Genomic DNA, 22,950 nt, shown 5'->3' with positions numbered 1-22,950 from the left:
CAAGTAAGCACAAGAATAGAATTAACAAAAATGATACAATTTTGTTATATTGTGTCAGCAATCACGTTTTCCGGCAGCAGTCCGCTCAGGAGATAAATCGTCCCTGTAGCCGGTAGCGCGACCCGGGGAAAAGTAAGCGGGCGTGAGAAACAATCCGCGACGCGGACCAGGTTGTACGACGAATGAGCAGACAAGGCTCATGCTCTTTGATAGTTAACCACGCGCACTCTTGCGCCGTGGCGCGCACCGCCTCCACAATATGTTCCCCTTCCGTTAGCGGCGCGATCCGCGACAAATAAGCGTGCGGCGTGGTCTGACTGTAATCCTGCGTCAGGTAATCCACGGCAATATCCGCATTCACGCAGCGATCTTCAATTTGTACCGGCAGATCGTTTTCATAATGCACCATGATGGAATGGAAAATGACATCGCTCTCATTGACGTTGAGAGCGCTGGCCTGGATGGCGTTTGCCCGCACGCGCTCCAGCGTGAGCACCTCACAACGATGCTGATGACGGCGGGCGGCAATCTCCTCGGCGATACTGCGGACTTCAAACAGCGCGGACTGGCCTTTCGGTTCGGCGACAAACGTCCCCACGCCCTGTAAACGCACCAGCCACCCTTCATCCGTCAGCTCACGCAGCGCCCGATTGATGGTCATTCGGCTAAAGCCATACTGGGCGACCAGTTCTGCTTCCGACGGAATGCGATCGTGCGGCTGCCAGACGCCGCCGGCTATTTTTTTACAGATGTCCTGTTTCACCGTTTCGTAAAAAGGCGCAGGTGCAGAACGGGAGCGGGATGAATACATGCGTGAAGCCTTCCTTATGCGGATAATGTTTTCCGGATGACAGATTAACGCCACCAGTGCGCGATTTGCCAGCCAAGCCGCGCCGCCACGCGCGCCGCTGCGCCATCTTCATCAAAGCGTGGATTAAACTCAACCAGATCCGCCGCCTGTAATTTTCCGCTGCGGCAAACCGGCTCAATTAAACGCAGAACCTGTATCAGCGGCACGCCCAGCGCTGCGGGAGCGGAGACGGCCGGCATTTCCCAGACAGGCAATACGTCGAGATCGATAGTCAGATAAATTTTATCCACCTTGTCGATAAACTGCGCCATCTGCGCCAGCGCGTCATGGCAGTCCAGATCCTCCACCACGGTAACATTCCGCCACTGCGCTTCCCGCCACAACGCCTGCGTATTCGCCGCACGGCTCACGCCGAAACAGGCATAATGAAACGCGCGGCTCTGCGCGTCGCATAGCTGCGCCAGTTGACGAAACGGCGTCCCGGATGTTGCCCGGTCGGTCTGACGGAGATCCAGATGCGCATCAAGATTAATGATCCCTACGCTTTCCTGCGCAAACGCGTCCAGCACCCCCGCGCCGTGTCCAAACGCGGTTTCATGCCCGCCGCCCAGTACCAGCGTGCGCATCCCGGCCCGCAGACAGCGGCTTACCGCATCGCGCAAGGCCTGCTGCGCGCCTTCCAGATCGGGCGTCGGCGCAACCCAATTGCCTAAATCCACCAGCCGTTCATGTCCCTGGTGGCTGGCCATATTCGCCAGCGCTTTACGCAACGCGTCCGGGGCGCCTGCCGCGCCGGGACGCCCTGCATTGCGTTTTACCCCCTCGTCGCAGGCAAATCCCATTAACGCGATCTTTTGCTGCCAGTTTTCGGGGGAAAAGGTCTCGCTGCGCGTGACGGTCTGAAACAGACGCCGCGCATCCGGCGCTTCTATACTGTCATCGCGCCCCTGCCAGAGCGCCGGAGAAGCCGGATACCATTGCGTCATGAGATTTTTCCTCTGTATACCCGCTGATATAAAGGGTTACGCCCCGGCTCATACACTATCTCTACCGGCTGTTCAGCATCCCACACCACAAAATCCGCCCGGTAGCCGGCCCTGATCTGCCCATGCGTCGCCTGTCTTCCCAGCGCGCGAGCGGCATGGCGCGTAACGCCCGCCCATGCCTCTTCCGGCGTCAGACCAAACTGTACGCAGGCCATATTCATCGCCAGATGCAAACTGCAAAACGGGCTGGTGCCGGGATTGAAATCGCTGGCGACGGCGACAGGCACCTGATAGCGGCGCAGCAGTTCTACCGGCGGGCGCTGCGTCTCGCGCAGAAAATAAAACGCGCCGGGCAATAATACGCCGACAGTACCGCCGTCACGCATCGCCGCGACGCCCACTTCATCAAGATATTCGATATGATCCGCCGATAAGCCCTGATAACGGCTCACCAACTGCGCGCCGCCCAACAGCGAAAGCTGCTCAACATGGCCTTTAACGGGAATACCTAACGCCTTCGCCGTCTGCAATACGCGCTCACTCTGCGCCACATTAAAGCCGACGCTCTCGCAAAAGAGGTCTACCGCATCAAATAACCCTTTTTGCCAGAGCTGCGGAATCATCGTCTCGCAGACCAGAGTGATGTAGCCGTCCGGGTCGTCACGATACTCCGCTGGCGTAGCATGAGCGGCCAATAGCGTGGGGCTAATGTCGATAGCGTTTTCGGCGGCAAGTTTTGCAGCGACGCGCAACAGCTTTTCTTCTGTCGCCAGCTCCAGACCATAGCCGGATTTAATCTCCAGCAGCGTAACGCCTTCGCTGGCAAGGCGCATCATGCGTTCGCGCGCCAGCAGGTAGAGCGTCTCCTCCGCACAGGCGCGGGTTGCTGATACCGTCGCGTTAATGCCGCCGCCCTGAGCGCTAATATGCTGGTATGACGCGCCGTTAAGCCGCTGTTCCCACTCTGCGGCGCGGTTACCGGCAAACACCAGATGCGTGTGGCAATCGATAAGTCCCGGGGTTACCAGTCGTCCCTGCATATCATGGATATTGTCCCCGCTGACAGGAAGCTGCGTCTCTGGCACGATATCGCAAATATGCCCTTCGCGCACAATCAGCGCCTGATTATCCACCAGCCCGTACAGGGCTTGCTGCTGCGGGTCCATTGTCGCCAGCCTGATGTTTCGCCAGACAGTATCGCCCGGTAAAAGTTGCCGCATTCCTGTCGCTCTCTTGCCTGTCATGGGTTGTATAGACATTTATTTTCTTTCTGCTCCGGATTGTCAACTCAAAGCGCGAAAGTTGTTGCTTAATTGTGATAAAACTATCTGATGCTACAGGTGTTTCCGGCCTGAAAAGGAACTTTTTACCTTTTCGCCTTCCCGTTTCGTTCAACTTAGTATAAAAAAGCAGGCTTCAATGGATGTCATTTAACTTTTTCAAGCCCGGAGCAACCTGTGAATACATTATCGGTTTCCCGTCTGGCGCTGGCACTGGCTTTTGGCGTGACGCTGAGCGCCTGTAGCTCTACGCCACCCGATCAGATCCCTTCCGATCAAACCGCGCCTGGCACCGCCTCGCGCCCAATTCTGTCGGCAAATGAAGCGAAAAACTTCGTTGCGGCGCGCTATTTTGCCTCCCTGACGCCGAATACCGCCCCGTGGTCGCCGTCGCCGATTACCCTGCCCGCACAGCCTGACTTTGTGGTGGGGCCGGCAGGTACGCCAGGCGTTACGCACACCTCGATTCAGGCCGCGGTCGATGCGGCAATGGTTAAACGCACGAACAAACGCCAGTACATTGCTATTATGCCGGGCGACTATCAGGGGACCGTGTATGTTCCCGCCGCGCCGGGAAGTCTGACCCTGTACGGGACCGGTGAAAAACCGATCGATGTGAAAATTGGGATGGCGATTGATGGTGAAATGAGTGTCGCTGACTGGCGCCGCGCGGTGAATCCCGGCGGGAAATATATGCCTGGTAAACCCGCCTGGTATATGTTCGATAACTGCCAAAGCAAACACGCCGCGACGATCGGTGTAATGTGTTCTGCCGCGTTCTGGTCGCAGAATAACGGTCTGCAGCTACAAAATCTGACCATCGAGAACACGCTGGGCGACAGCGTCGATGCCGGAAACCATCCGGCGGTGGCGCTGCGTACCGATGGCGACAAAGTCCAGATTAACAAGGTCAATATCCTTGGCCGCCAGAACACCTTCTTTGTGACCAACAGCGGCGTGCAGAACCGTCTGCAAACCGATCGCCAGCCACGTACGCTGGTGACGAACAGCTATATTGAAGGCGATGTGGATATGGTTTCCGGACGCGGCGCCGTGGTGTTCGATAACACCAACTTCCAGGTCGTCAACTCCCGCACACAGCAGGAAGCCTACGTCTTCGCCCCGGCGACGCTGTCCAATATTTACTATGGCTTTTTGGCGATCAACAGCCGCTTTAACGCCTCCGGCGATGGCGTTGCGCAGCTTGGCCGCTCGCTGGATGTCGACGCCAACACCAACGGTCAGGTCGTGATCCGCGACAGCGTGATTAACGAGGGCTTCAACGTTGCCAAACCGTGGGCCGACGCGGTCATCTCGAAACGTCCGTTTGCTGGAAATACGGGAACCGTGGATGACAAAGACGAGGTGCAGCGTAATCTGAACGACACTAACTACAACCGCATGTGGGAATACAACAACCGCGGTATAGGCAGTAAAGTAGTGGCGGAACCTAAGCAGTAATCACCGTTCCGGTTCAGGCTTATAAACGGGCCGCCGCAGCAGATGTGGCGGCCCGTGGTTTTACTGCAAGCAATGTTTATTGAAATTAATCAGGCATCCCGCCTTGATGAGCTCCAGCCCGCCTCCATCCGGCACACAGCGCTTTAGTACGCGTTCACCACAACCCACATTGGCCCCTGGCCGACGGCATAACGGCCTTTTTCCGTCAGCAACCCCTGAGTGCCCGTAATTTCATAGACCGCGATATGATGTGATTTTTGACCCGCAGCAATCAGGTATTTTCCGCTATTGTCGATATTAAAGCCGCGCGGTTGGGCTTCCGTCGGCTGGAAGCCTTCAACGCTCAGTACGCTGCCATCTTCGGAGACACTAAAGACGGTAATCAGACTGGCGGTGCGGTCACAGGCATACAGATGCCGTCCATCCGGCGTAATATGAATATCCGCCGCCCAGCGGGTATCGGAAAAATCGGCGGGCATCATATCCAGCGTTTGCACGCACTCTATCTCGCCATGCGGATTTTTAAGCTGCCAGACATCCACCGAACTGTTCAGTTCATTGACGCAATACGCATATTGTCGATTCGGGTGGAAGACCATATGACGCGGGCCTGCCCCTTCAACTGTATTTACTTCCGCCGGCTCCTGGGCCACCAGATGGCCGTCATCGCTTAGCGTAAACAGACAAATGCGATCCTGTTTTAGCGCAGGCACCCACAGGGTACGGTTATCCGGCGTAATATTTGCCGAGTGGCAGCCGTCCAGCCCCTCCACCACATCCACCAGCTCAACCGGCAGGCCATCCTGTAAGCGCGTCACGCTGACATTACCGGCGTTATACGATCCGACAAAGACAAAACGACCATGATGATCGGTAGAAATATGGGTCGGGCTACCCGGCAGGGCGGATTCGGCGGCAAACGTCAGCGCGCCATCATCCGGCGCAATACGATACGCCAGGACACGAAACTCCGGGCGCACGCCGACATAGAGGTAGCGTTTATCCGGACTGACCACCATCGGCTGAACCTGACCGGGCACATCCACGACCTGCACCAGCGTCAGCGTCCCTTCGTGGTTCAGGCTCCAGACGTGAATTTGCTGACTCTCAGGGCTGGCGGTATAGACTGTTTGTTTCATGAATACTCCTTTGCATATGGCATGTAGCTGCAATAACAGGACACAGCTTAACGTAGTCGCTTTTGACGGCGAATGCTGAATTCAGACGCAGAATTTTGTCTGCTTACCGTCCCGGTGTACCATGCCGACAGACGGAGTTATTACTCTTAATCTGGAAAAAATTATGACTGCACGCGTGATTGCCCTCGATTTAGACGGAACATTATTAACCCCGCATAAAACCTTACTCCCCTCCTCGCTTGAAGCGCTATCACGCGCCAAAGAGGCGGGCTTTCAACTTATCATTGTCACTGGTCGCCATCACGTTGCTATTCATCCTTTTTATCAGGCGCTGGCGCTGGAAACACCTGCTATTTGCTGCAACGGCACCTATTTGTATGATTATCAAGCTAAAACTGTCCTGGATGCCGATCCTATGCCCGTGGATAAGGCGTTGCAGTTGATTGATTTACTGGATGAGCATCAGATTCACGGCCTGATGTATGTTGATGACGCTATGCTTTACGAACACCCAACCGGCCACGTCGTGCGTACCTCCCGGTGGGCGCAGACCTTGCCGCCGGAACAACGTCCGACCTTTACACAGGTCTCTTCGTTAGCGCAGGCGGCGCGCGACGTGAATGCCGTGTGGAAGTTTGCGCTTACCGATGAAGATATTCCCAGACTACAGCGGTTCGGTCAGCATGTTGAACAGGCGCTTGGCCTGGAGTGCGAATGGTCATGGCACGATCAGGTGGATATCGCGCGCAAAGGCAACAGTAAAGGCAAGCGCCTTACCCAGTGGATAGAAGCGCAGGGAGGGTCAATGAAAAATGTGATCGCTTTCGGCGATAACTACAACGACATCAGTATGCTGGAGGCGGCAGGCACCGGCGTTGCGATGGGCAACGCCGATGAGGCGGTGAAAGCGCGCGCTGACGTTGTGATCGGCGATAACACTACCGATAGCATCGCCAAATTTATTTACACCCACCTGCTATAGTCAGGCGGTGATAGAAACGCTTTTCACCTGCGCGTAAAGCCACAGGCCAGGCTTGATATTCAGCTCATCCCTGGCCCACGGGCTTATTCGCGCCCACAGCGTTCTGCCGCCTATCTCAAGCTGGACTTCCACCTGCCCGTTATCGTCATAACAATTCGCCACTTTTGCCCGCAATACGTTGCGGATACTGGTCTGCTGCGGCGGCTGTAGTACCAGCGAGACATCCGACGCCTGTATACGAATACGCAGTGTGGATTGCAGCGGCTGATTGAGTTTATTTACCCACAGGTGCTGGTCGCCAAGCGCCAGGGCGGTCATGGCATAATGCGGGTGATGCTCCAGCACGCTGACTTTCAGAATACTGCTCTGTTGCTCTTTCGGCAGCCACGGGTGCATAACGCTGCTTCCCCAGACTTCTTCCAGCGGGCCAAACGCTTTAACCTGTCCATCCTCCAGCACCATGACTTTATCCGCCAGGTGGAGAATTTCATCGAGAGAATGGCTGACATACAGCATGGGAATATTGATTTCCCGCGCCAGCCGTTGCAGGTACGGCAGTAATTCGCGTTTACGCGGGATATCCAGCGAGGCCAACGGTTCGTCCAACAGCAGCAACTCCGGGGCGGTGAGCAATGCCCGGCCTATCGCTACGCGCTGTTTTTCTCCGCCGGACAAGCTCCCCGGCAGGCGATCAAGCAACGCTTCAATTCCCAGCAGCGACACCAGCTTATCAAACTGACCGGTCATGCTTTTCGCCATGCCGTAGCGCAAATTGCCGCGTACTTTGTAATGGGGGAACAGGCGCGCATCCTGGAAAACATAACCGATGCGGCGCTTTTCCGGCGTTAAACAGATACCGTTTTCCGCGTCATGCAACACCCGGCCATTCAGCGCGATGCGTCCTTTTTGCGGGCGAGTCAAACCGCTGATGGCATTAATCAGCGAGGTTTTTCCCGCGCCGGAGACGCCAAAGATAGCCGTGATCCCACTGGCTGGCAGCGTTTCGTTGAGGGTTAAACAGTGCGTTCCCAGCGTCTGGGAAAAATTAAGCTCCAGCATGGTTAGCGCCCCGTCCGTTCACGGCTAATCCGCGCCAGCCATTCAGAAATCAACAGCGAAATCAGCGCTAATACAATCGAAATCACGCACAGCCTCGCCGCCGCGCTCTCCCCGCCCGGCGTCTGGATCAAGGTATACATGGCGGAAGGTATGGTGCGGGTTTCGCCCGGAATATTGGAAACAAAGGTAATGGTCGCGCCAAATTCGCCAAGCGAACGGGCAAACGCCAGCACCGTACCGACAATAATGCCTGGCAGGGTAAGCGGTAAGGTGATAGTCAGAAAAACGCGCCAGCGCCCGGCGCCCAGCGTTCTGGCGGCCTGTTCGAGCTTGATATCCACCCCCTCCAGCGCCAGCCGAATGGCCCGCACCATCAGCGGGAAGGACATCACCGCCGCCGCCAGCACGGCGCCGCGCCAGCTAAAGGCAAACGTGAGACCGAACCAGTCATACAGCCACTGGCCAATAAATCCGCGTCGCCCCATCGACACCAGCAGCAGATAGCCGACCACCACCGGCGGCAGCACCAGCGGCAGATGCAGGACGCTATCAAGTAAGGCTTTGCCCGGAAACCGGCATCGCACCAGTAACCAGGCAAAAAAGATCCCAAACGGCAGGCTAAACAGCACGGCCAGGGAAGACACTTTCAGGCTAAGAAGGACAGCCTGCCATTCTGGATCGGTCAGTATCATTACTTCGTCGTAAATCCATAACGTTTAAAGATTGCCGAGGCCTGCGGTCCTTTCAGGTAATCATAGAACGCGCTGACGGTCGCATTTTTATGCCCCTCCACGATAGCGATGGGGTATTCCACTTTTTTATGTGAATCTTCCGGGAACGTCGCCACCACGTTGACCCCCTTGCTGGCGACCGCATCAGAACCGTATACAATGCCCAAAGGCGCTTCGTTACGTTCGACCAGCGCCAACGCGCCGCGCACATCCTCGCCCGGCGCCAGTTTCGGTTCAAGCGTTTGCCATGCGCCCAACTTTTGCAGCGCTTCTTTGGCATAAATTCCCGCCGGTACGTGTTGCGGATCGCCCACCGCCAGACGTCCGCCGTTCAGCAGACGAATCCAGTCCGTTTTGTTGTCGATGGTAAACGGTTTCTGCTCGCTGGCTTTCGGCGCTACCACCACCAGGCTATTGCCAAGCAATGTTTCGCGCGTCGTGGTATCCACCGCTTTTTTATCGGCTGCGTAATCCATCCATTTCTGATCAGCAGAGATGAAGAGATCCGCCGGCGCGCCCGCTTCTATCTGGCGCGCCAGCGTTGAAGAGGAGGCGAATGAGGAGACCACATCCACATTTTTCTCTTTTTTATATTCTGCCGCAATGTCTTGCATCGCGTTCGTTAGCGACGCGGCGGCAAATACGGTGATCTTGCCTTCATCCGCCAGCGCATGACCGGCGATGACGAAAGATAATGTTGCCCCTGCGACCAGGCGTAACCAGGAATGCGCCATCTGTAACTCCTTGTGCGTTTCGTTATGTAAACGATAATATAACGATAATCTCAGGGGTTTCCCAGCGGTTATTCATACCCATTAACGATTAAACACAGAAAATATCGGCAGGAAAAGCAGGATCTTGAGTAACAAAAACGCCCGACTGAGCGGGCGTTTGGGGAAATCAGCGGTTCTGTCTGGACTGGTCTTTCTGACCGATACCGGAAAAAATGTTGAACACCTCACCCAGACCGTAAATCAGACCGAGGATGATGGCCATCACTACCGGTACCATGATGACGGCGAATACCAGACTTTTTAATAACTCTAACATGGGCAACTCCAGATATAGTCCTTTTTGTATTTTAACCGCATCACACAGAAAAGCACTCCCCTTTTGTGCGGTCGGCTTTGCGCTGACGCGCTTTTCAGTCACAATAGTCTTTTTACCAGGAGCTGGTTATGCAGGCCGAAATCCTTCTTACCCTGAAACTTCAGCAAAAGCTTTTTGCCGATCCCCGACGTATCTCTCTGCTGAAACACATTGCGCTTTCCGGCTCGATTAGTCAGGGCGCGAAAGACGCGGGAATCAGCTATAAGAGCGCCTGGGATGCGATAAACGACATGAACCAGCTTAGCGAACATATGCTGGTTGAACGCGCAACGGGCGGCAAAGGCGGCGGCGGCGCGGTATTAACCCGCTATGGCCAGCGTCTGATCCAGCTTTACGATTTGCTGGGCCAAATTCAGCAAAAAGCGTTCGATGTGTTAAGCGACGATGACGCCCTGCCGCTTGACAGTCTGCTGGCCGCTATCTCCCGCTTTTCACTGCAAACCAGCGCCCGAAATCAGTGGTTCGGCACCATTACCGCCCGCGATCGCGATCTGGTGCAACAGCATGTCGACGTGCTGCTGGCCGACGGCAAAACGCGGCTCAAAGTCGCGCTGACGGCGCAAAGCGGCGAGCGTCTCGGCCTGGAGGAGGGAAAAGAAGTGCTGATCCTGCTAAAAGCGCCGTGGGTTGGCATTACCCGGGATGCAGCCGTTGCGCGCGCCGCTGACAATCAGTTGTCGGGAACGATCAGCCATATCGAGCGCGGCGCGGAACAGTGTGAAGTGTTGATGGCGCTGCCGGACGGCCAGACGCTGTGCGCCACGATACCGACTTCAGATGCCGCCACGTTAAAGGAAGGCGATGACGTGATTGCCTGGTTTAATGCGGACAGAGTGATTATTGCAACGTTGTGCTAAGCACATTGACATCCGTTGCCGAAAGACGTATCCCTGTCATTCATCGCTGCAAAAAATGGGATGCAAAATGTCATCGTTGCAAATTTCGCAAGGCACGTTTCGTCTGAGCGATACAAAAACACTTCATCTGGATTCGCTGACGCTCAATGCGGGCGATAGCTGGGCATTCGTTGGGGCTAACGGGAGCGGGAAGTCGGCGCTCGCCCGCGCGCTGGCGGGCGAACTGCCGTTATTAACAGGCGAGCGCCAGTGTCGGTTTACCCGCATTACTCGTCTGTCCTTTGAACAATTGCAAAAGCTGGTCAGCGATGAGTGGCAACGTAATAACACCGATATGCTCAGTCCTGGCGAAGACGATACCGGGCGCACTACCGCGGAAATTATTCAGGATGATGTTCACCATCCTGCCCGCTGTGCGATACTGGCGCAGCAGTTCGGCATTTCCGCTTTACTCGACAGGCGTTTTAAATACCTTTCTACCGGCGAGACGCGAAAAGCGCTGCTGTGTCAGGCGCTGATGTCTGAGCCAGAGTTATTGATCCTTGATGAACCGTTCGACGGGCTTGACGTGACCGCCCGTCAACAACTGGCGCAACGCCTGACGGCGTTGAACCAGGCGGGTATGACCCTGGCGCTGGTACTCAACCGTTTTGATGAGATCCCGGACTTCGTGCAGTTTGCCGGCGTGCTTGCCGACTGTACGCTGGCGGAGACCGGAACGACGGCGGAGTTGCTGCAACGGGCGTTGGTTGCTCAACTCGCGCACAGCGAGCGTCTGACCGACGTACAATTACCCGAACCGGACGAACCTTCCGCCCGCCATGCGTTACCCGATGGCGAACCACGGATCGTACTTAACGATGGAGTAGTCTCGTATAACGATCGCCCTATCCTCCACCACTTAAGCTGGCGAGTCAATCCGGGCGAACACTGGCAGATCGTCGGTCCTAACGGAGCGGGTAAGTCTACGTTGCTTAGCCTTATTACTGGCGATCATCCGCAAGGCTACAGCAACGATCTTACGCTGTTCGGGCGGCGGCGAGGAAGCGGCGAAACAATCTGGGATATCAAAAAACATATCGGCTACGTCAGCAGCAGTTTACATCTGGATTACCGCGTCAGTACCACGGTACGCAATGTCATTCTCTCCGGCTATTTCGATTCTATCGGCATTTACCAGGCCGTTTCAGACAGGCAACGAAAACTGGCGCAACAGTGGCTGGATATTCTGGGAATCGATAAGCGTACGGCGGATGCCCCCTTCCACAGTCTCTCCTGGGGACAGCAGCGGCTGGCGCTAATCGTGCGCGCGCTGGTTAAGCATCCGACAGTGTTGATTCTGGATGAGCCGCTGCAAGGGTTGGACCCGCTGAACCGCCAACTGGTACGCCGTTTTGTAGATGTATTAATTCGCCAGGGAGAGACCCAACTGCTGTTCGTTTCCCATCATGCAGAGGATGCGCCTGCCTGTATTACCCACCGGCTGGAATTTGTACCAGAGGGCGAACGTTATAAGTACGTTTCCGGACGATGCAATAATTAAATGTATTATCAGAATGGCGCCGCGCGCCATTCTGGAACCACTCTCCTTTTATTAAGAATAATAATAACGGTCGATAAGCTTACTATCTCTTGAATCGCTGACCGCCTCATTGTCATAATAATCCTGAAATTTTCGACAATGATGTCGTATGTGAATATAAGGGATTCATTATGGCTTTTCGTTTTCCACAAATAATACTATTTTTACTGGCAGCTATTTTATTTTGCCCCAGCAGTTATGCTGAGCAAAAGCCGACCGCTGCGCAGGAAGCGCGTAAAACCGCTGTTGAGGTCGCTGTTGAAGACATGAGTCGCGCCGCCGTTGCGGGTCCGACAAAGATTAGTTTAGGTGATAAAGCCACGCTTAATCTGCCGGAAGGATTTACCTGGATACCCGCAAAAGAAGCGGCGGTATTTATGCGTGAAATTGGTAACTATGTTGACGATGAATATTTTTACGGCCTCGTATTTAAAAAGGAAATGAATGGATTTATTTCTATCGAATATGATGATTCTGGTTATGTAAAAGATGATGATGCAAAAAACTGGGATGCCGATGAATTAATGGATAACCTGCGCAAAGGCACAAAAGAAGCGAATAAAGATCGTATTGCAAAAGGCATTGAGCCGATAGAAATTATTGGCTGGATCGAGAAGCCTACCTACGATGCAACCAATCATCGTCTGATCTGGTCCGCCGCCATCCAGGATATCGGCACCAACGAACCACTGAATGAACAAGGCGTGAACTACAACACCTATCTGCTGGGACGTGAAGGCTATTTTTCTTTAAATCTGGTGACCGACAGAGGTTCTGTTGACCACGAAATCCCTCTGGCGAAAAGAATTCTCAGTTCCGTCAAGTTCAACGCTGGACAACGCTACGCTGACTTCAACGAATCAACGGACAAAATAGCGGAGTATGGGCTCGCCGCGCTGATTGGCGGTATCGCGGCCAAGAAAGTAGGACTGCTTGCTATGCTCGGTATCGCGTTGCTTAAATTCTGGAAAGTGACCGCCATCGGCGTCGTCGCTGTCGGGGCGCTCGCCAGGAAGCTACTCTCGCGTAAAAAAGACTGACAGCTCTTGCCCCGTCCGTTTCATTCCCAGGCGCGTAACGCGCCTTTTTTTCGGATAAAAAGCAGAAGCATTCTCAAGCCAGATGATTTGTAATCATTTAATCGATACAAATGCGTAAAATCACCAGTGTGTAAACGATTCCACTAATTTATTACATGTCACACTTTTCGCATCTTTGTTATGCTATGGTTATTCCATACCATAGGCTTAACGGAGCGAATTATGAGAGTATTGGTTACAGGTGGTAGCGGTTACATTGGAAGTCATACCTGCGTACAGTTGCTGCAAAATGGTCATGACGTCGTCATCCTCGATAACCTCTGCAACAGCAAGCGCAGCGTGCTGCCCGTGATTGAACGTCTGGGCGGTAAGCACCCGACCTTTGTCGAAGGCGATATTCGCAACGAAGCGCTTATAACCGAAATTCTGCACGATCACGCGATTGATACCGTGATTCACTTTGCCGGCCTGAAAGCCGTCGGCGAATCGGTCGCCAGGCCGCTGGAGTACTATGACAACAACGTCAACGGTACGCTACGGTTGGTCAGCGCCATGCGTGCGGCCAACGTTAAAAACCTTATTTTTAGCTCCTCTGCCACCGTTTATGGCGATCAGCCCAAGATCCCTTACGTCGAAAGTTTTCCTACCGGCACGCCGCAAAGCCCCTACGGCAAAAGTAAATTGATGGTAGAACAGATCCTCACCGATCTGCAAAAAGCCCAGCCGGAGTGGAGTATTGCGCTGCTGCGTTATTTCAACCCGGTCGGCGCGCACCCGTCGGGCGACATGGGAGAAGATCCGCAAGGTATTCCGAATAACCTGATGCCCTATATCGCCCAGGTCGCCGTGGGTCGTCGCGAATCGCTCGCCGTTTTCGGCAATGATTACCCGACCGAGGATGGCACCGGCGTACGCGATTACATTCACGTTATGGACTTAGCCGACGGGCACGTCGTGGCAATGGAAAAACTGGCGGACAAATCCGGCGTACATATTTATAACCTCGGCGCGGGTGTCGGCAGTAGCGTCCTGGATGTGGTCAACGCCTTTAGTAAAGCCTGCGGTAAACCCATTAATTACCACTTCGCGCCGCGCCGCGACGGCGATCTCCCGGCGTATTGGGCGGATGCCAGCAAAGCCGATCGCGAGCTGAACTGGCGCGTCACCCGCACGCTTGACGAAATGGCGCAGGACACCTGGCACTGGCAGTCACGCCATCCGCAGGGATACCCAGATTAAGGACGTTGTTATGACCCCATTTAATCCCATCGATCATCCGCATCGCCGTTATAACCCGCTTACCGGCCAGTGGGTTCTGGTTTCGCCGCATCGCGCAAAACGCCCCTGGCAGGGGGCGCAGGAAACGCCGTCTCAGCAAATGCTGCCGGCCCACGATCCGGACTGCTTCTTGTGTGCGGGCAATACGCGTGTCACCGGCGATAAAAATCCCGATTACAAAGGGACTTACGTCTTTACTAACGATTTCGCGGCGCTGATGGCCGACACGCCGGATGCGCCGGACAGCCACGATCCGCTGATGCGCTGTCAGAGCGCGCGCGGCACCAGCCGCGTGATCTGCTTTTCTCCCGATCACAGTAAAACGCTGCCGGAGTTGAGCCTGCCCGCGCTGACGGAAATCGTCAGAACCTGGCAGACGCAGACCGCCGAGTTAGGCAAAACCTATCCGTGGGTGCAGGTCTTTGAAAATAAAGGCGCGGCGATGGGCTGTTCGAACCCGCATCCGCATGGACAGGTCTGGGCCAACAGCTTCCTGCCGAATGAGGCCGAACGCGAAGATCGTTTACAAAAAGCCTACTTCGCCGAGCAGCGCTCGCCAATGCTGGTGGATTATGTCCAGCGAGAACTGGCGGACGGCAGCCGCACCGTGGTCGAAACCGAACACTGGCTGGCGGTGGTGCCTTACTGGGCGGCGTGGCCGTTCGAAACGCTACTGTTACCCAAAACGCATGTCCTGCGCATTACCGATTTAAGCGACGAGCAGCGCGACTCTCTGGCGCTGGCGTTGAAAAAGCTGACCAGTCGTTATGACAACCTGTTTCAGTGTTCCTTCCCCTACTCAATGGGCTGGCACGGCGCGCCGTTTAACGGTGAAGAAAACGCACACTGGCAGTTGCACGCACACTTTTACCCGCCGCTGCTGCGCTCTGCGACCGTCCGTAAATTTATGGTCGGCTATGAAATGCTGGCGGAAACCCAGCGTGATTTAACCGCAGAACAAGCGGCTGAACGCCTGCGCGCGGTCAGCGACATCCATTTTCGCGAATCCGGAGTATAAAAATGAATCTGAAAGAGAAAACGCGCGCGCTGTTTGCTGAAATTTTCGGCTACCCTGCTACCCACACGATTCAGGCGCCAGGCCGCGTCAATCTGATCGGCGAGCACACTGATTACAATGATGGTTTTGTTCTGCCCTGCGCTATCGATTACCAGACCGTAATTAGCTGTGCGCCGCGCGACGATCGTACCGTACGGGTGATTGCCGCCGATTACGACAATCAGGTGGACGAATTTTCACTGGATGCGCCGATCGTGACCCACGATAGCCAGCAGTGGTCTAACTATGTGCGCGGCGTAGTGAAACACCTGCAGCAGCGTAACAACGCGTTTGGCGGCGTGGATATGGTCATCAGCGGCAATGTGCCGCAGGGCGCCGGGTTAAGCTCCTCCGCCTCGCTGGAAGTGGCGGTGGGCACCGTCTTCCAGCAGCTTTATCACCTGCCGCTGGACGGCGCGCAAATTGCGCTCAACGGACAAGAGGCCGAGAACCAGTTTGTCGGCTGTAACTGCGGCATTATGGATCAGCTCATCTCTGCGCTCGGCAAAAAAGATCATGCGCTGCTGATTGATTGCCGTACGCTCGGCGCCAAAGCGGTTTCCATGCCGAAAGGTGTCGCCGTGGTGATCATCAACAGTAACTTTAAGCGCACGCTGGTGGGCAGCGAGTATAATACCCGCCGTGAACAGTGCGAAACCGGCGCCCGTTTCTTCCAGCAGCCGGCCCTGCGCGATGTCAGCCTTGAGGCGTTCAATGCCGTTGCCAGCGAACTGGACCCGGTAGTCGCAAAACGCGTTCGCCATGTATTGAGCGAAAATGCGCGCACCGTTGAAGCGGCAAGCGCGCTGGAGAAAGGTGATTTGCAACGTATGGGCCAACTGATGGCGGAGTCCCATGCCTCAATGCGCGATGATTTCGAAATTACCGTCCCGCAGATAGACACGCTGGTAGACATCGTCAAAGCGACCATCGGCGATCGAGGCGGCGTGCGCATGACCGGCGGCGGCTTTGGCGGGTGTGTTGTCGCACTGATCCCGGAAGATCTGGTTCCCGCTGTTCGGCAGGCCGTTGCGCAACAGTACGAAGCGAAAACCGGAATCAAAGAAACCTTTTATGTATGCAAACCGTCACAAGGAGCAGGACAGTGCTAAATGAAACGCCCGCACTGGCCCCCGATGGTCAACCGTACCGCCTGCTAACCCTGCGCAACAGCGCAGGGATGGTGGTAACGCTGATGGACTGGGGAGCCACTCTTCTTTCCGCCCGTATTCCGCTGTCTGACGGCAGCGTTCGGGAAGCATTGCTGGGCTGCGCCAGCCCGGAACACTACCCTGAACAGACGTCATTCCTCGGCGCCTCTATTGGCCGTTACGCGAACCGTATCGCCAATAGCCGCTATACGTTTGCCGGCGAAACCGTACAGTTAAGCCCAAGTCAGGGCGAGAACCAGCTACACGGCGGACCGGAAGGCTTTGACAAGCGCCGCTGGCAAATTGTGAACCAGAACGATCGCCAGGTATTATTCGCGCTCACCTCTGATGACGGCGACCAGGGTTTTCCCGGCCATCTTTGCGCCACGGCGCAATATCGTCTGACCGATGACAATAGAATCTCCATCACCTACCGGGCAACGGTCGATAAACCCTGTCCGGTGAATTTGACCAACCACGTCTATTTTAATCTGGACGGCGATCGGACCGACGTGCGCCAGCATAAGCTGCAAATTCTGGCGGATGAGTATCTGCCGGTAGATGAATCCGGTATTCCACGCCAGGGGCTAAAATCGGTAGCCAATACCTCGTTTGACTTCCGGATGCCAAAAGTCATTGCCAGTGAATTTCTCGCCGATGACGATCAGCGCAAGGTTAAAGGCTACGATCATGCTTTCCTGCTACAGACGCAGGGTGATGGCAAAAAGCCGGCGGCCCGTCTGTGGTCACAGGATGGAAAGCTACAAATGATGGTTTACACCACCGCCCCGGCGCTACAGTTTTATTCCGGCAATTATCTGGCGGGTACACCTTCCCGCGGGCCGGAACCTTATGCCGACTGGCAAGGGCTGGCGCTGGAAAGCGAACTGCTGCCGGACAGTCCGAATCATCCTGAATGGCCGCAGCCTGACTGTATCCTTCGCCCTGGCGAGGAGTACGCCAGCCTGACCGAGTATCAGTTTATTCCGTTCTAACGATATGCCGCTACATGCCCGATGACGCAAGCTTATCGGGCCTACGCGCCATTGCCCTGCTCAAACCTCCACCACTTAAAGACAAAATCGCAACTCTGAATTCACAAGAACCTTACACTGCGCCACTATTTTCGCTATGGTTATGCGTAAGCATTGCCGCCAACACCTCGCGGCAATATAATGAGAATTATTATCATTACATATGATTTATAGGAGTGAGAGTATGGCTGTAACTAAGCTGGTTCTGGTACGTCACGGTGAAAGTCAATGGAACAAAGAGAACCGTTTCACCGGCTGGTATGATGTTGACCTGTCTGAAAAAGGCGTAAGCGAAGCAAAAGCAGCGGGTAAACTGCTAAAAGAAGAAGGTTTCAGCTTTGATTTTGCCTACACTTCCGTACTGAAACGCGCTATCCATACGCTGTGGAACGTACTGGATGAACTGGATCAGGCGTGGCTGCCGGTGGAAAAATCCTGGAAACTCAATGAACGTCACTATGGCGCGTTGCAGGGGCTGAATAAAGCGGAAACGGCAGAAAAATATGGTGACGAGCAGGTTAAACAGTGGCGCCGCGGTTTTGCCGTGACGCCGCCGGAACTGACCAAAGATGATGAGCGTTATCCGGGTCACGATCCACGTTATGCCAAACTGAGCGAGAAAGAGCTGCCGTTGACCGAAAGTCTGGCGCTGACCATCGACCGCGTTATTCCTTACTGGAACGACACCATCCTGCCGCGTATGAAGAGCGGTGAGCGCGTGATCATCGCCGCTCACGGTAACTCATTGCGTGCGCTGGTGAAATACCTGGATAACATGAGTGAAGATGAGATCCTTGAGTTAAACATCCCGACCGGCGTGCCGCTGGTGTATGAGTTCGACGAAAACTTCAAGCCGCTCAAACATTACTATCTGGGCAACGCTGACGAAATCGCCGCGAAAGCGGCTGCCGTGGCGAATCAGGGTAAAGCGAAGTAATCACCTTTGCCGGATGGCGGTATAACTGCCTTATCCGGCCTACGAGCAATGGGTAGGCCGGATAAGCGCAGCGCCATCAGGCAATATGTCTTAAACAGCGATCACGCCGTCCAGCACCACCTGCAATTTCCCCTGCGAACAGCGCTCCACGCGTCCTCGTACCCGGTACACTTCAGCCAGACGCTCCGCAGTAATCACCGTCTCCGGCGCGCCGCTGGCGACCAGCCTGCCGTCTTTTAGCATCAGGACATGGTCACCATGACGCAGTGCAATATTAATGTCATGCGCCACGACTATCGTTACCCTATTTTGCGCCTGGGTATCCCGACGCACGAGATCCATTACGTGAAACTGATAGTTTAAATCCAGCGCGCTGAGCGGCTCATCCAGCAACAGAAGTTCAGGGCGACGAATCAGCGATTGCGCCAGACCCACTAACTGCCGCTGACCGCCGGAAAGCTGGTCGAGATACTGCAACGCCAGATGCGTTATGCCCAATTGCTCAAGGATAGCCAGTATCTGCGCTCTGCCCTGCGCATTGTCTCTGCCGCCTGATGCCCGCAGTACCACGATAATCGACTCCAGTACATGCAGATGTACGCCCTGCGGTAATGACTGCGGCAAAAACACAACTTTCTGCGCCCGCTCGGCAAACGATAACGACATGAGATCTTCGCCATCAAGCAGCGCCTCGCCGTCGGCGTTATTCAGCCCGGCCAGCGAACGTAGTAACGTCGATTTACCACAGCCGTTCGGCCCCAGCAAAATGGTAATTTTCCCGCGCGGCAGTAAGGGAACGTTGAGATCTGCAATAACCGGCTGAGTGGAATAGCCGGCGCTAAATGAGCGGAGCATTAACCCGCGCATCAGAGACTCCCCCGATGTCGCAATACAATGCTTAAAAAGAACGGAACCCCGACCAGCGAGGTGACAATCCCCACCGGCACCATGACGCCCGGAATACTATTTTTCGCCGCAATAGAGGCCAGCGATAACACCAGCCCGCCTATCAGCACGCTGCCCGGAAGGTAGAAACGGTGATCTTCCCCCAAAAGTATTCGCGCAATGTGCGGCGCAACGAGACCAATAAAACCAATCGGCCCGACGAAAGCTACCGCCAGCGCTGATAACAAGCTGATACGCAACAATGACAGCAGGCGTAAACGGCGGACATGAATCCCAAAGCTCATCGCCCTCTCTTCGCCCAGACGTAATGCCGTGAGTTGCCAGGCGCTTCGTAACGCGCAAAAAAGCACAGCAATAAACACCACGGCCAGTACGCCCAATTTTTCCCACGACGCGCGGACCAGGCTCCCCATCGTCCAGAATACCAGCCCCTGCAGCGTATCTTCATCAGCCACAAACTGCATAATGGCGACCAACGCGTTAAAGGTGAATACCAGCGCAATACCAAACAACACCACTCCGGATGCGGCGACGCCTGTCCAACGGGTAATACCGTCCAGGAGTAACGCGGATAACAGCGCAAAGATGAACGCATTGGCCGGGATAAACCAGGCGGCAGGAATACCGGGAATACCGATCCCCAACACAATCGCCAGCGCAGCGCCAAAAGCCGCCGCGGACGATACGCCGAGGGTAAACGGCGTCGCCAGCGGATTATTTAAAATGGTTTGCATTTCGGCGCCCGCTAACCCTAACGCCATGCCCACCAGTAGGGCCATCAGGGCATAGGGTAAACGAATATCCCAGACAATAACGTGTATGCCCGCATTCACTTTTTCCGGTTGAAAAAGCGCCTGCCATAGCGCACTGAGCGGTAAACCAGAAGACCCACAGGTTACATCCACCATCAGTGAAGCCATCATCGCCAACGCAATAGCTAACATGAGCACAGCCCGTTTGCGTATGATCTGGCGATAGCGCGGAATGACGGGCGTGGAAGCGAGAGCGGGGGCTAAAAGTGATTTGTCCTGACAGGTCATGGTTCGGGCTACGTTATTAATCAGAGGAGAATTATAGCGCCGAATTATTTCGTTATATATTTATTTATATTTCGATTAATGACACGGTGGCCTATCTCATCGGTTTCCAATAAATATCCTCCGGCATAGCCCTGTCTCTTGATCAGATCTCCTGATCAAGAGACAGGGCCTGACTGGGGGTTTTCCATAGACAAAGACAGCGTGGAGCCATCCACGCTTGAGGCTGCTGACAACGTGTAACCAGGTGGCAATGTTCCAACCACGGACCTACAAAAAGTACGTAATCTGTTGATATTCTCGTTTCGTAAGTCAGGCAAAGCGCTAGCTGCCTCTCGCAGAAATGCCAACACAACAGATAATTGTCAGCAGTCCTCATTTTTCAGTCAGCAAATATCGGTCCGGCAGGGAATTTCGCCAGAAACCCGGTGACGGCCAGCAGCGACCACAGCCCGGGCCACCCAATCTGGCGCTCCCGCAGTTCATCATCCAGCGTCATAAGCGCAAACTCACCTTTATCGCCCAGCACGCCGCCCTGCCAGAGCAGCCGCTGCGCCTGCTGCCGCGCCCAGGGAGAATCGCTCTTCCAGGCCAGCAGGTGCAGCAGAGCCTGCTGCAGGCAGACACCGTGAGAATGTTGATCCCGCAACAGCCGCCGGTAAACCGGCAGCGATATGCTGCGCACGGTATAAAAACCGCTGCGGGTTTCGCTGTCAACATCTGCCATGCCAGCACAGAACTGACTGGCCAGGTCACATAAACGATTGTGCGTCAGCGGCTGGCGCAGGGCATCCAGACGACCTGCTGCGGCACACAGCAGCCCGCTCCTTTGCCGTTCTTGTGGCAGCGAATCAGGCAAAACCGCTACCGTTTCAGCCGCCCCGGCCTGCGCATGCTGTACGCCCGCGTCATAACAACGGACAAAGAAATCATGGCTGCCACGGACAATTGACGGGTGCGCCAGCAGATTCAGCGCCGGGTGCAGTTGTTCAAGCTCGTCCAGTGATGCCAGCGTATAATTGACAACCACATCTTTTATCGATGCCCGGCCTTCCGGACGAAATGCTATGGTTTCATTCATCAAAGTCTCCTTATGGGACATTCCCGGAGACGATGCTGCGCATCTGTCCGGGCTACAGATCCATGCAATCCGGTAGCCCGGACAGGCGCAACGCGCCGCCTCCGGGAAAGGAACAGATTTACATCGCCAGCACGTACTTCAGCATCACCCCGGCGGCTATCGCCGAGCCAATCACCCCGGCCACGTTCGGGCCCATCGCGTGCATCAGCAGAAAGTTCTGCGGGTCCGACTCCAGGCCCACCTTGTTCGATACGCGGGCCGCCATCGGCACCGCCGACACCCCCGCCGAACCAATAAGCGGGTTGATTTTGTTCTTACTGCACAGGTTCAGCAGCTTCGCCATCAGTACCCCGGCCGCCGTCCCGATACCAAACGCAATCACCCCCAGCAGCAGAATGCCCAGCGTCTGCGGTTGCAGGAACTTGTCCGCCACCAGCTTCGCGCCCACCGACAGCCCGAGGAAGATGGTGACGATATTAATCAGCCCGTTCTGTACCGTGTCGCTCAGGCGCTCCACCACGCCGCTTTCGCGCATCAGATTGCCAAAGCAGAACATCCCCAGCAGCGGCGCGGCGTCCGGCAGCAGCAGCGCCACCAGTAGTAACAGCACCACCGGAAAGAGGATTTTTTCCCGCTTACTCACCGTGCGCAGCTGCACCATGCGGATTTTCCGCTCCGTCTCCGTGGTCAGCGCTTTCATAATCGGCGGCTGGATTAACGGCACCAGCGCCATATACGAGTACGCCGCCACCGCGATGGCCCCCAGCAGCTCCGGCGCCAGCTTGCCCGACAGATAAATCGCCGTCGGGCCGTCCGCGCCGCCGATAATGCCGATGGCCGCCGCCTGCGGCAGGGTGAAGCTGATAAGGCCGAAGTAGTTCAGCGTCAGCGCCCCCAGCACGGTGGCGAAGATACCGAACTGCGCCGCCGCGCCGAGCAGCAGGGTGCGCGGGTTGGCCAGCAGCGGGCCGAAGTCGGTCATCGCGCCGACGCCCATGAAGATGACCAGCGGCGCGACACCGGAGCCAATCGCCACTTTGTAGAACAGCGCCAGCACCCCCGGCGTGTAGCCCATGTCCACCGCCAGATTTTCCATCTGGTTCTGGACGGAGGGCAGCGCCAGCGCTAATGCTTCCTTAATGGCATGCACGTCCGGCGCGCAGTGGAGCTTCGCGGCAATCACCGCCAGCTGTCCGGCGTCGTGGTGCGCCAGCAGGCTTTCCAGCGCGGTCAGCGCCAGCCCGGCCTCCGGAATGTTCGACAGCAGCCCGCCGAAGCCTATCGGCAGCAGCAGTAACGGCTCGAACTTCTTCGCAATCGCCAGCCACAGCAGCAGCAGGCTGACCAGCAGCATGATGGCCTGGCCTGCGCCAAGGTGCATCAGCCCCATGCCCTGAAGCAGGGCGTTCAGACTTTCCATTTCCGCTCCTC

22 protein-coding genes and 28 other annotated features are annotated in these 22,950 nt (G+C 55.6%); of the genes, 10 read left to right on the top strand and 12 right to left on the bottom strand.

Features of this window, described 5'->3' with window-relative positions; translation table 11 throughout:
- Positions 1 to 85: 85 nt before the first annotated feature.
- The 3 genes from hutC to hutI all read right to left on the bottom strand — a co-directional run bounded on the left by hutC (position 86) and on the right by hutI (position 3,023).
- Positions 86 to 818, bottom strand: a protein-coding gene (gene hutC / locus STM0789; protein ID NP_459768.1) for a histidine utilization repressor. Within the gene, positions 86 to 811 belong to an annotated coding region; the region does not span the whole gene.
- Positions 813 to 818: a ribosome-binding site (putative RBS for hutC; RegulonDB:STMS1H001090), on the bottom strand. It overlaps the preceding gene by 6 nt.
- 37 nt (positions 819 to 855) lie before the next feature.
- Positions 856 to 1,804 (bottom strand): formimionoglutamate hydrolase gene (gene hutG / locus STM0788; protein ID NP_459767.1). Within the gene, positions 856 to 1,797 belong to an annotated coding region; the region does not span the whole gene.
- Positions 1,794 to 3,023, bottom strand: a protein-coding gene (gene hutI / locus STM0787) for an Imidazolonepropionase (RefSeq protein NP_459766.1). Within the gene, positions 1,794 to 3,017 belong to an annotated coding region; the region does not span the whole gene. Before hutI ends, hutG begins: the two co-directional genes overlap by 11 nt.
- Positions 1,799 to 1,804, bottom strand: a ribosome-binding site (putative RBS for hutG; RegulonDB:STMS1H001089). Its footprint overlaps the gene before it by 6 nt.
- Positions 3,018 to 3,023: a ribosome-binding site (putative RBS for hutI; RegulonDB:STMS1H001088), on the bottom strand. It lies within the gene hutI.
- A gap of 219 nt (positions 3,024 to 3,242) precedes the next feature.
- Positions 3,243 to 3,248 (top strand) — a ribosome-binding site (putative RBS for ybhC; RegulonDB:STMS1H001087).
- Between hutI and ybhC the strand changes: the two genes are divergently transcribed.
- The gene (gene ybhC, locus STM0786) for a putative pectinesterase (RefSeq protein ID NP_459765.1) occupies positions 3,243 to 4,538 on the top strand. Within the gene, positions 3,255 to 4,538 belong to an annotated coding region; the region does not span the whole gene. (Overlaps the previous feature by 6 nt.)
- Before the next feature lie 143 nt (positions 4,539 to 4,681).
- On the opposite strand, the gene ybhE is transcribed toward ybhC, so the two are convergent.
- The gene (gene ybhE / locus STM0785; RefSeq protein NP_459764.1) for a putative 3-carboxymuconate cyclase occupies positions 4,682 to 5,688 on the bottom strand. Within the gene, positions 4,682 to 5,677 belong to an annotated coding region; the region does not span the whole gene.
- Positions 5,683 to 5,688: a ribosome-binding site (putative RBS for ybhE; RegulonDB:STMS1H001086), on the bottom strand. (Overlaps the previous gene by 6 nt.)
- A gap of 140 nt (positions 5,689 to 5,828) precedes the next feature.
- Positions 5,829 to 5,834 (top strand) — a ribosome-binding site (putative RBS for ybhA; RegulonDB:STMS1H001085).
- Here ybhE and ybhA point away from each other — a divergent pair.
- Positions 5,829 to 6,659, top strand: a protein-coding gene (gene ybhA, locus STM0784; protein NP_459763.1) for a putative hydrolase of the HAD superfamily. Within the gene, positions 5,841 to 6,659 belong to an annotated coding region; the region does not span the whole gene. Its footprint overlaps the feature before it by 6 nt.
- Here ybhA and modC read toward each other — a convergent pair.
- The 4 genes from modC to STM0780 all read right to left on the bottom strand — a co-directional run bounded on the left by modC (position 6,660) and on the right by STM0780 (position 9,511).
- Positions 6,660 to 7,732 (bottom strand): molybdate transporter gene (modC, locus tag STM0783; RefSeq protein NP_459762.1). Within the gene, positions 6,660 to 7,718 belong to an annotated coding region; the region does not span the whole gene. It lies immediately after the preceding gene.
- Positions 7,721 to 8,429 (bottom strand): molybdate transporter gene (gene modB / locus STM0782; RefSeq protein ID NP_459761.1). Within the gene, positions 7,721 to 8,410 belong to an annotated coding region; the region does not span the whole gene. Before modB ends, modC begins: the two co-directional genes overlap by 12 nt.
- Positions 7,727 to 7,732 (bottom strand) — a ribosome-binding site (putative RBS for modC; RegulonDB:STMS1H001084). It overlaps the preceding gene by 6 nt.
- Positions 8,410 to 9,253 (bottom strand): molybdate transporter gene (gene modA / locus STM0781; protein NP_459760.1). Within the gene, positions 8,410 to 9,183 belong to an annotated coding region; the region does not span the whole gene. The genes modB and modA overlap by 20 nt, the downstream gene beginning before the upstream one ends.
- Positions 8,424 to 8,429 (bottom strand) — a ribosome-binding site (putative RBS for modB; RegulonDB:STMS1H001083). (Overlaps the previous gene by 6 nt.)
- Positions 9,190 to 9,195, bottom strand: a ribosome-binding site (putative RBS for modA; RegulonDB:STMS1H001082).
- Positions 9,218 to 9,226 (bottom strand) — a -10 signal (putative -10_signal for modA; RegulonDB:STMLTH004703).
- Positions 9,245 to 9,253 (bottom strand) — a -35 signal (putative -35_signal for modA; RegulonDB:STMLTH004703).
- 96 nt (positions 9,254 to 9,349) lie before the next feature.
- Positions 9,350 to 9,511, bottom strand: a protein-coding gene (locus STM0780; protein NP_459759.1) for a putative outer membrane or exported. Within the gene, positions 9,350 to 9,499 belong to an annotated coding region; the region does not span the whole gene.
- Positions 9,506 to 9,511, bottom strand: a ribosome-binding site (putative RBS for STM0780; RegulonDB:STMS1H001081). (Overlaps the previous gene by 6 nt.)
- A 104-nt stretch (positions 9,512 to 9,615) precedes the next feature.
- Positions 9,616 to 9,621, top strand: a ribosome-binding site (putative RBS for modE; RegulonDB:STMS1H001080).
- On the opposite strand from STM0780, the gene modE reads away from it, so the two are divergent.
- The 8 genes from modE (at position 9,616) to gpmA (ending at position 18,495) form a co-directional block, all read left to right on the top strand.
- Positions 9,616 to 10,416, top strand: a protein-coding gene (modE, locus tag STM0779) for a transcriptional repressor of modABCD operon (molybdate uptake) (RefSeq protein ID NP_459758.1). Within the gene, positions 9,628 to 10,416 belong to an annotated coding region; the region does not span the whole gene. (Overlaps the previous feature by 6 nt.)
- Positions 10,417 to 10,471: 55 nt before the next feature.
- Positions 10,472 to 10,477: a ribosome-binding site (putative RBS for modF; RegulonDB:STMS1H001079), on the top strand.
- The gene (gene modF, locus STM0778; RefSeq protein ID NP_459757.1) for a putative ABC superfamily (atp_bind), molybdenum transporter occupies positions 10,472 to 11,959 on the top strand. Within the gene, positions 10,484 to 11,959 belong to an annotated coding region; the region does not span the whole gene. Its footprint overlaps the feature before it by 6 nt.
- Positions 11,960 to 12,124: 165 nt before the next feature.
- Positions 12,125 to 12,130 (top strand) — a ribosome-binding site (putative RBS for STM0777; RegulonDB:STMS1H001078).
- Positions 12,125 to 13,038 (top strand): putative inner membrane protein gene (locus tag STM0777; RefSeq protein NP_459756.1). Within the gene, positions 12,130 to 13,038 belong to an annotated coding region; the region does not span the whole gene. (Overlaps the previous feature by 6 nt.)
- A gap of 45 nt (positions 13,039 to 13,083) precedes the next feature.
- Positions 13,084 to 13,102: a protein binding site (putative binding site for GalR, RegulonDB: STMS1H000194), on the top strand.
- 83 nt (positions 13,103 to 13,185) lie between these two features.
- Positions 13,186 to 13,206, top strand: a protein binding site (putative binding site for CRP, RegulonDB: STMS1H000085).
- Positions 13,194 to 13,202: a -35 signal (putative -35_signal for galE; RegulonDB:STMLTH004702), on the top strand. It overlaps the preceding feature by 9 nt.
- Positions 13,194 to 14,277 (top strand): UDP-galactose 4-epimerase gene (gene galE, locus STM0776; RefSeq protein NP_459755.1). Within the gene, positions 13,261 to 14,277 belong to an annotated coding region; the region does not span the whole gene. (Overlaps the previous feature by 9 nt.)
- Positions 13,213 to 13,221 (top strand) — a -10 signal (putative -10_signal for galE; RegulonDB:STMLTH004702). Its footprint overlaps the gene before it by 9 nt.
- Positions 13,249 to 13,254 (top strand) — a ribosome-binding site (putative RBS for galE; RegulonDB:STMS1H001077).
- Positions 13,258 to 13,276 (top strand) — a protein binding site (putative binding site for GalR, RegulonDB: STMS1H000195).
- Positions 14,276 to 14,281: a ribosome-binding site (putative RBS for galT; RegulonDB:STMS1H001076), on the top strand.
- Positions 14,276 to 15,334, top strand: a protein-coding gene (gene galT / locus STM0775; RefSeq protein ID NP_459754.1) for a galactose-1-phosphate uridylyltransferase. Within the gene, positions 14,288 to 15,334 belong to an annotated coding region; the region does not span the whole gene. Its footprint overlaps the feature before it by 6 nt. The genes galE and galT overlap by 2 nt, the downstream gene beginning before the upstream one ends.
- Positions 15,324 to 15,329: a ribosome-binding site (putative RBS for galK; RegulonDB:STMS1H001075), on the top strand. (Overlaps the previous gene by 6 nt.)
- Positions 15,324 to 16,485 (top strand): galactokinase gene (gene galK / locus STM0774; protein ID NP_459753.1). Within the gene, positions 15,337 to 16,485 belong to an annotated coding region; the region does not span the whole gene. Before galT ends, galK begins: the two co-directional genes overlap by 11 nt.
- Positions 16,466 to 16,471, top strand: a ribosome-binding site (putative RBS for galM; RegulonDB:STMS1H001074). (Overlaps the previous gene by 6 nt.)
- The gene (gene galM / locus STM0773) for a galactose-1-epimerase (mutarotase) (protein ID NP_459752.1) occupies positions 16,466 to 17,519 on the top strand. Within the gene, positions 16,479 to 17,519 belong to an annotated coding region; the region does not span the whole gene. Before galK ends, galM begins: the two co-directional genes overlap by 20 nt.
- A gap of 210 nt (positions 17,520 to 17,729) precedes the next feature.
- Positions 17,730 to 17,735 (top strand) — a ribosome-binding site (putative RBS for gpmA; RegulonDB:STMS1H001073).
- Positions 17,730 to 18,495, top strand: a protein-coding gene (gene gpmA / locus STM0772; RefSeq protein NP_459751.1) for a phosphoglyceromutase 1. Within the gene, positions 17,743 to 18,495 belong to an annotated coding region; the region does not span the whole gene. It overlaps the preceding feature by 6 nt.
- A 90-nt stretch (positions 18,496 to 18,585) precedes the next feature.
- On the opposite strand, the gene STM0771 is transcribed toward gpmA, so the two are convergent.
- The 4 genes from STM0771 to dcoB form a co-directional block, all read right to left on the bottom strand.
- Positions 18,586 to 19,366, bottom strand: a protein-coding gene (locus STM0771; protein NP_459750.1) for a putative ABC-type cobalamin/Fe3+-siderophores transport system, ATPase component. Within the gene, positions 18,586 to 19,362 belong to an annotated coding region; the region does not span the whole gene.
- Positions 19,361 to 19,366 (bottom strand) — a ribosome-binding site (putative RBS for STM0771; RegulonDB:STMS1H001072). Its footprint overlaps the gene before it by 6 nt.
- Complete coding sequence (locus STM0770) at positions 19,362 to 20,441, bottom strand: putative ABC transport protein (RefSeq protein NP_459749.1); 1,080 nt, start codon at positions 20,439 to 20,441, stop codon at positions 19,362 to 19,364. Before STM0770 ends, STM0771 begins: the two co-directional genes overlap by 5 nt.
- 379 nt (positions 20,442 to 20,820) lie before the next feature.
- Positions 20,821 to 21,526, bottom strand: a protein-coding gene (locus tag STM0769) for a putative cytoplasmic protein (RefSeq protein ID NP_459748.1). Within the gene, positions 20,821 to 21,519 belong to an annotated coding region; the region does not span the whole gene.
- Positions 21,521 to 21,526, bottom strand: a ribosome-binding site (putative RBS for STM0769; RegulonDB:STMS1H001071). (Overlaps the previous gene by 6 nt.)
- Before the next feature lie 111 nt (positions 21,527 to 21,637).
- The gene (gene dcoB, locus STM0768; protein NP_459747.1) for an oxalacetate decarboxylase: beta chain occupies positions 21,638 to 22,947 on the bottom strand. Within the gene, positions 21,638 to 22,939 belong to an annotated coding region; the region does not span the whole gene.
- Positions 22,942 to 22,947, bottom strand: a ribosome-binding site (putative RBS for dcoB; RegulonDB:STMS1H001070). Its footprint overlaps the gene before it by 6 nt.
- Positions 22,948 to 22,950: the final 3 nt, after the last annotated feature.

The sequence above is a fragment of the Salmonella enterica subsp. enterica serovar Typhimurium str. LT2 genome, assembly GCF_000006945.2.
Taxonomy (GTDB): Bacteria; Pseudomonadota; Gammaproteobacteria; order Enterobacterales; family Enterobacteriaceae; genus Salmonella; species Salmonella enterica.
The sequence above is the reverse complement of the archived record's forward strand: the minus strand, read 5'-3'. Positions and strand labels throughout refer to the sequence as shown.

Coding starts and splice junctions, on each gene's coding strand:
- hutC (NP_459768.1), bottom strand. CDS start 811: ATGTATTCATCCCGCTCCCGTTCTGCACCTGCGCCTTTTTACGAAACG.
- hutG (NP_459767.1), bottom strand. CDS start 1,797: ATGACGCAATGGTATCCGGCTTCTCCGGCGCTCTGGCAGGGGCGCGAT.
- hutI (NP_459766.1), bottom strand. CDS start 3,017: ATGCGGCAACTTTTACCGGGCGATACTGTCTGGCGAAACATCAGGCTG.
- ybhE (NP_459764.1), bottom strand. CDS start 5,677: ATGAAACAAACAGTCTATACCGCCAGCCCTGAGAGTCAGCAAATTCAC.
- ybhA (NP_459763.1), top strand. CDS start 5,841: ATGACTGCACGCGTGATTGCCCTCGATTTAGACGGAACATTATTAACC.
- modC (NP_459762.1), bottom strand. CDS start 7,718: ATGCTGGAGCTTAATTTTTCCCAGACGCTGGGAACGCACTGTTTAACC.
- modB (NP_459761.1), bottom strand. CDS start 8,410: ATGATACTGACCGATCCAGAATGGCAGGCTGTCCTTCTTAGCCTGAAA.
- modA (NP_459760.1), bottom strand. CDS start 9,183: ATGGCGCATTCCTGGTTACGCCTGGTCGCAGGGGCAACATTATCTTTC.
- STM0780 (NP_459759.1), bottom strand. CDS start 9,499: ATGTTAGAGTTATTAAAAAGTCTGGTATTCGCCGTCATCATGGTACCG.
- modE (NP_459758.1), top strand. CDS start 9,628: ATGCAGGCCGAAATCCTTCTTACCCTGAAACTTCAGCAAAAGCTTTTT.
- modF (NP_459757.1), top strand. CDS start 10,484: ATGTCATCGTTGCAAATTTCGCAAGGCACGTTTCGTCTGAGCGATACA.
- STM0777 (NP_459756.1), top strand. CDS start 12,130: ATGGCTTTTCGTTTTCCACAAATAATACTATTTTTACTGGCAGCTATT.
- galE (NP_459755.1), top strand. CDS start 13,261: ATGAGAGTATTGGTTACAGGTGGTAGCGGTTACATTGGAAGTCATACC.
- galT (NP_459754.1), top strand. CDS start 14,288: ATGACCCCATTTAATCCCATCGATCATCCGCATCGCCGTTATAACCCG.
- galK (NP_459753.1), top strand. CDS start 15,337: ATGAATCTGAAAGAGAAAACGCGCGCGCTGTTTGCTGAAATTTTCGGC.
- gpmA (NP_459751.1), top strand. CDS start 17,743: ATGGCTGTAACTAAGCTGGTTCTGGTACGTCACGGTGAAAGTCAATGG.
- STM0771 (NP_459750.1), bottom strand. CDS start 19,362: ATGCGCGGGTTAATGCTCCGCTCATTTAGCGCCGGCTATTCCACTCAG.
- STM0770 (NP_459749.1), bottom strand. CDS start 20,441: ATGACCTGTCAGGACAAATCACTTTTAGCCCCCGCTCTCGCTTCCACG.
- STM0769 (NP_459748.1), bottom strand. CDS start 21,519: ATGAATGAAACCATAGCATTTCGTCCGGAAGGCCGGGCATCGATAAAA.
- dcoB (NP_459747.1), bottom strand. CDS start 22,939: ATGGAAAGTCTGAACGCCCTGCTTCAGGGCATGGGGCTGATGCACCTT.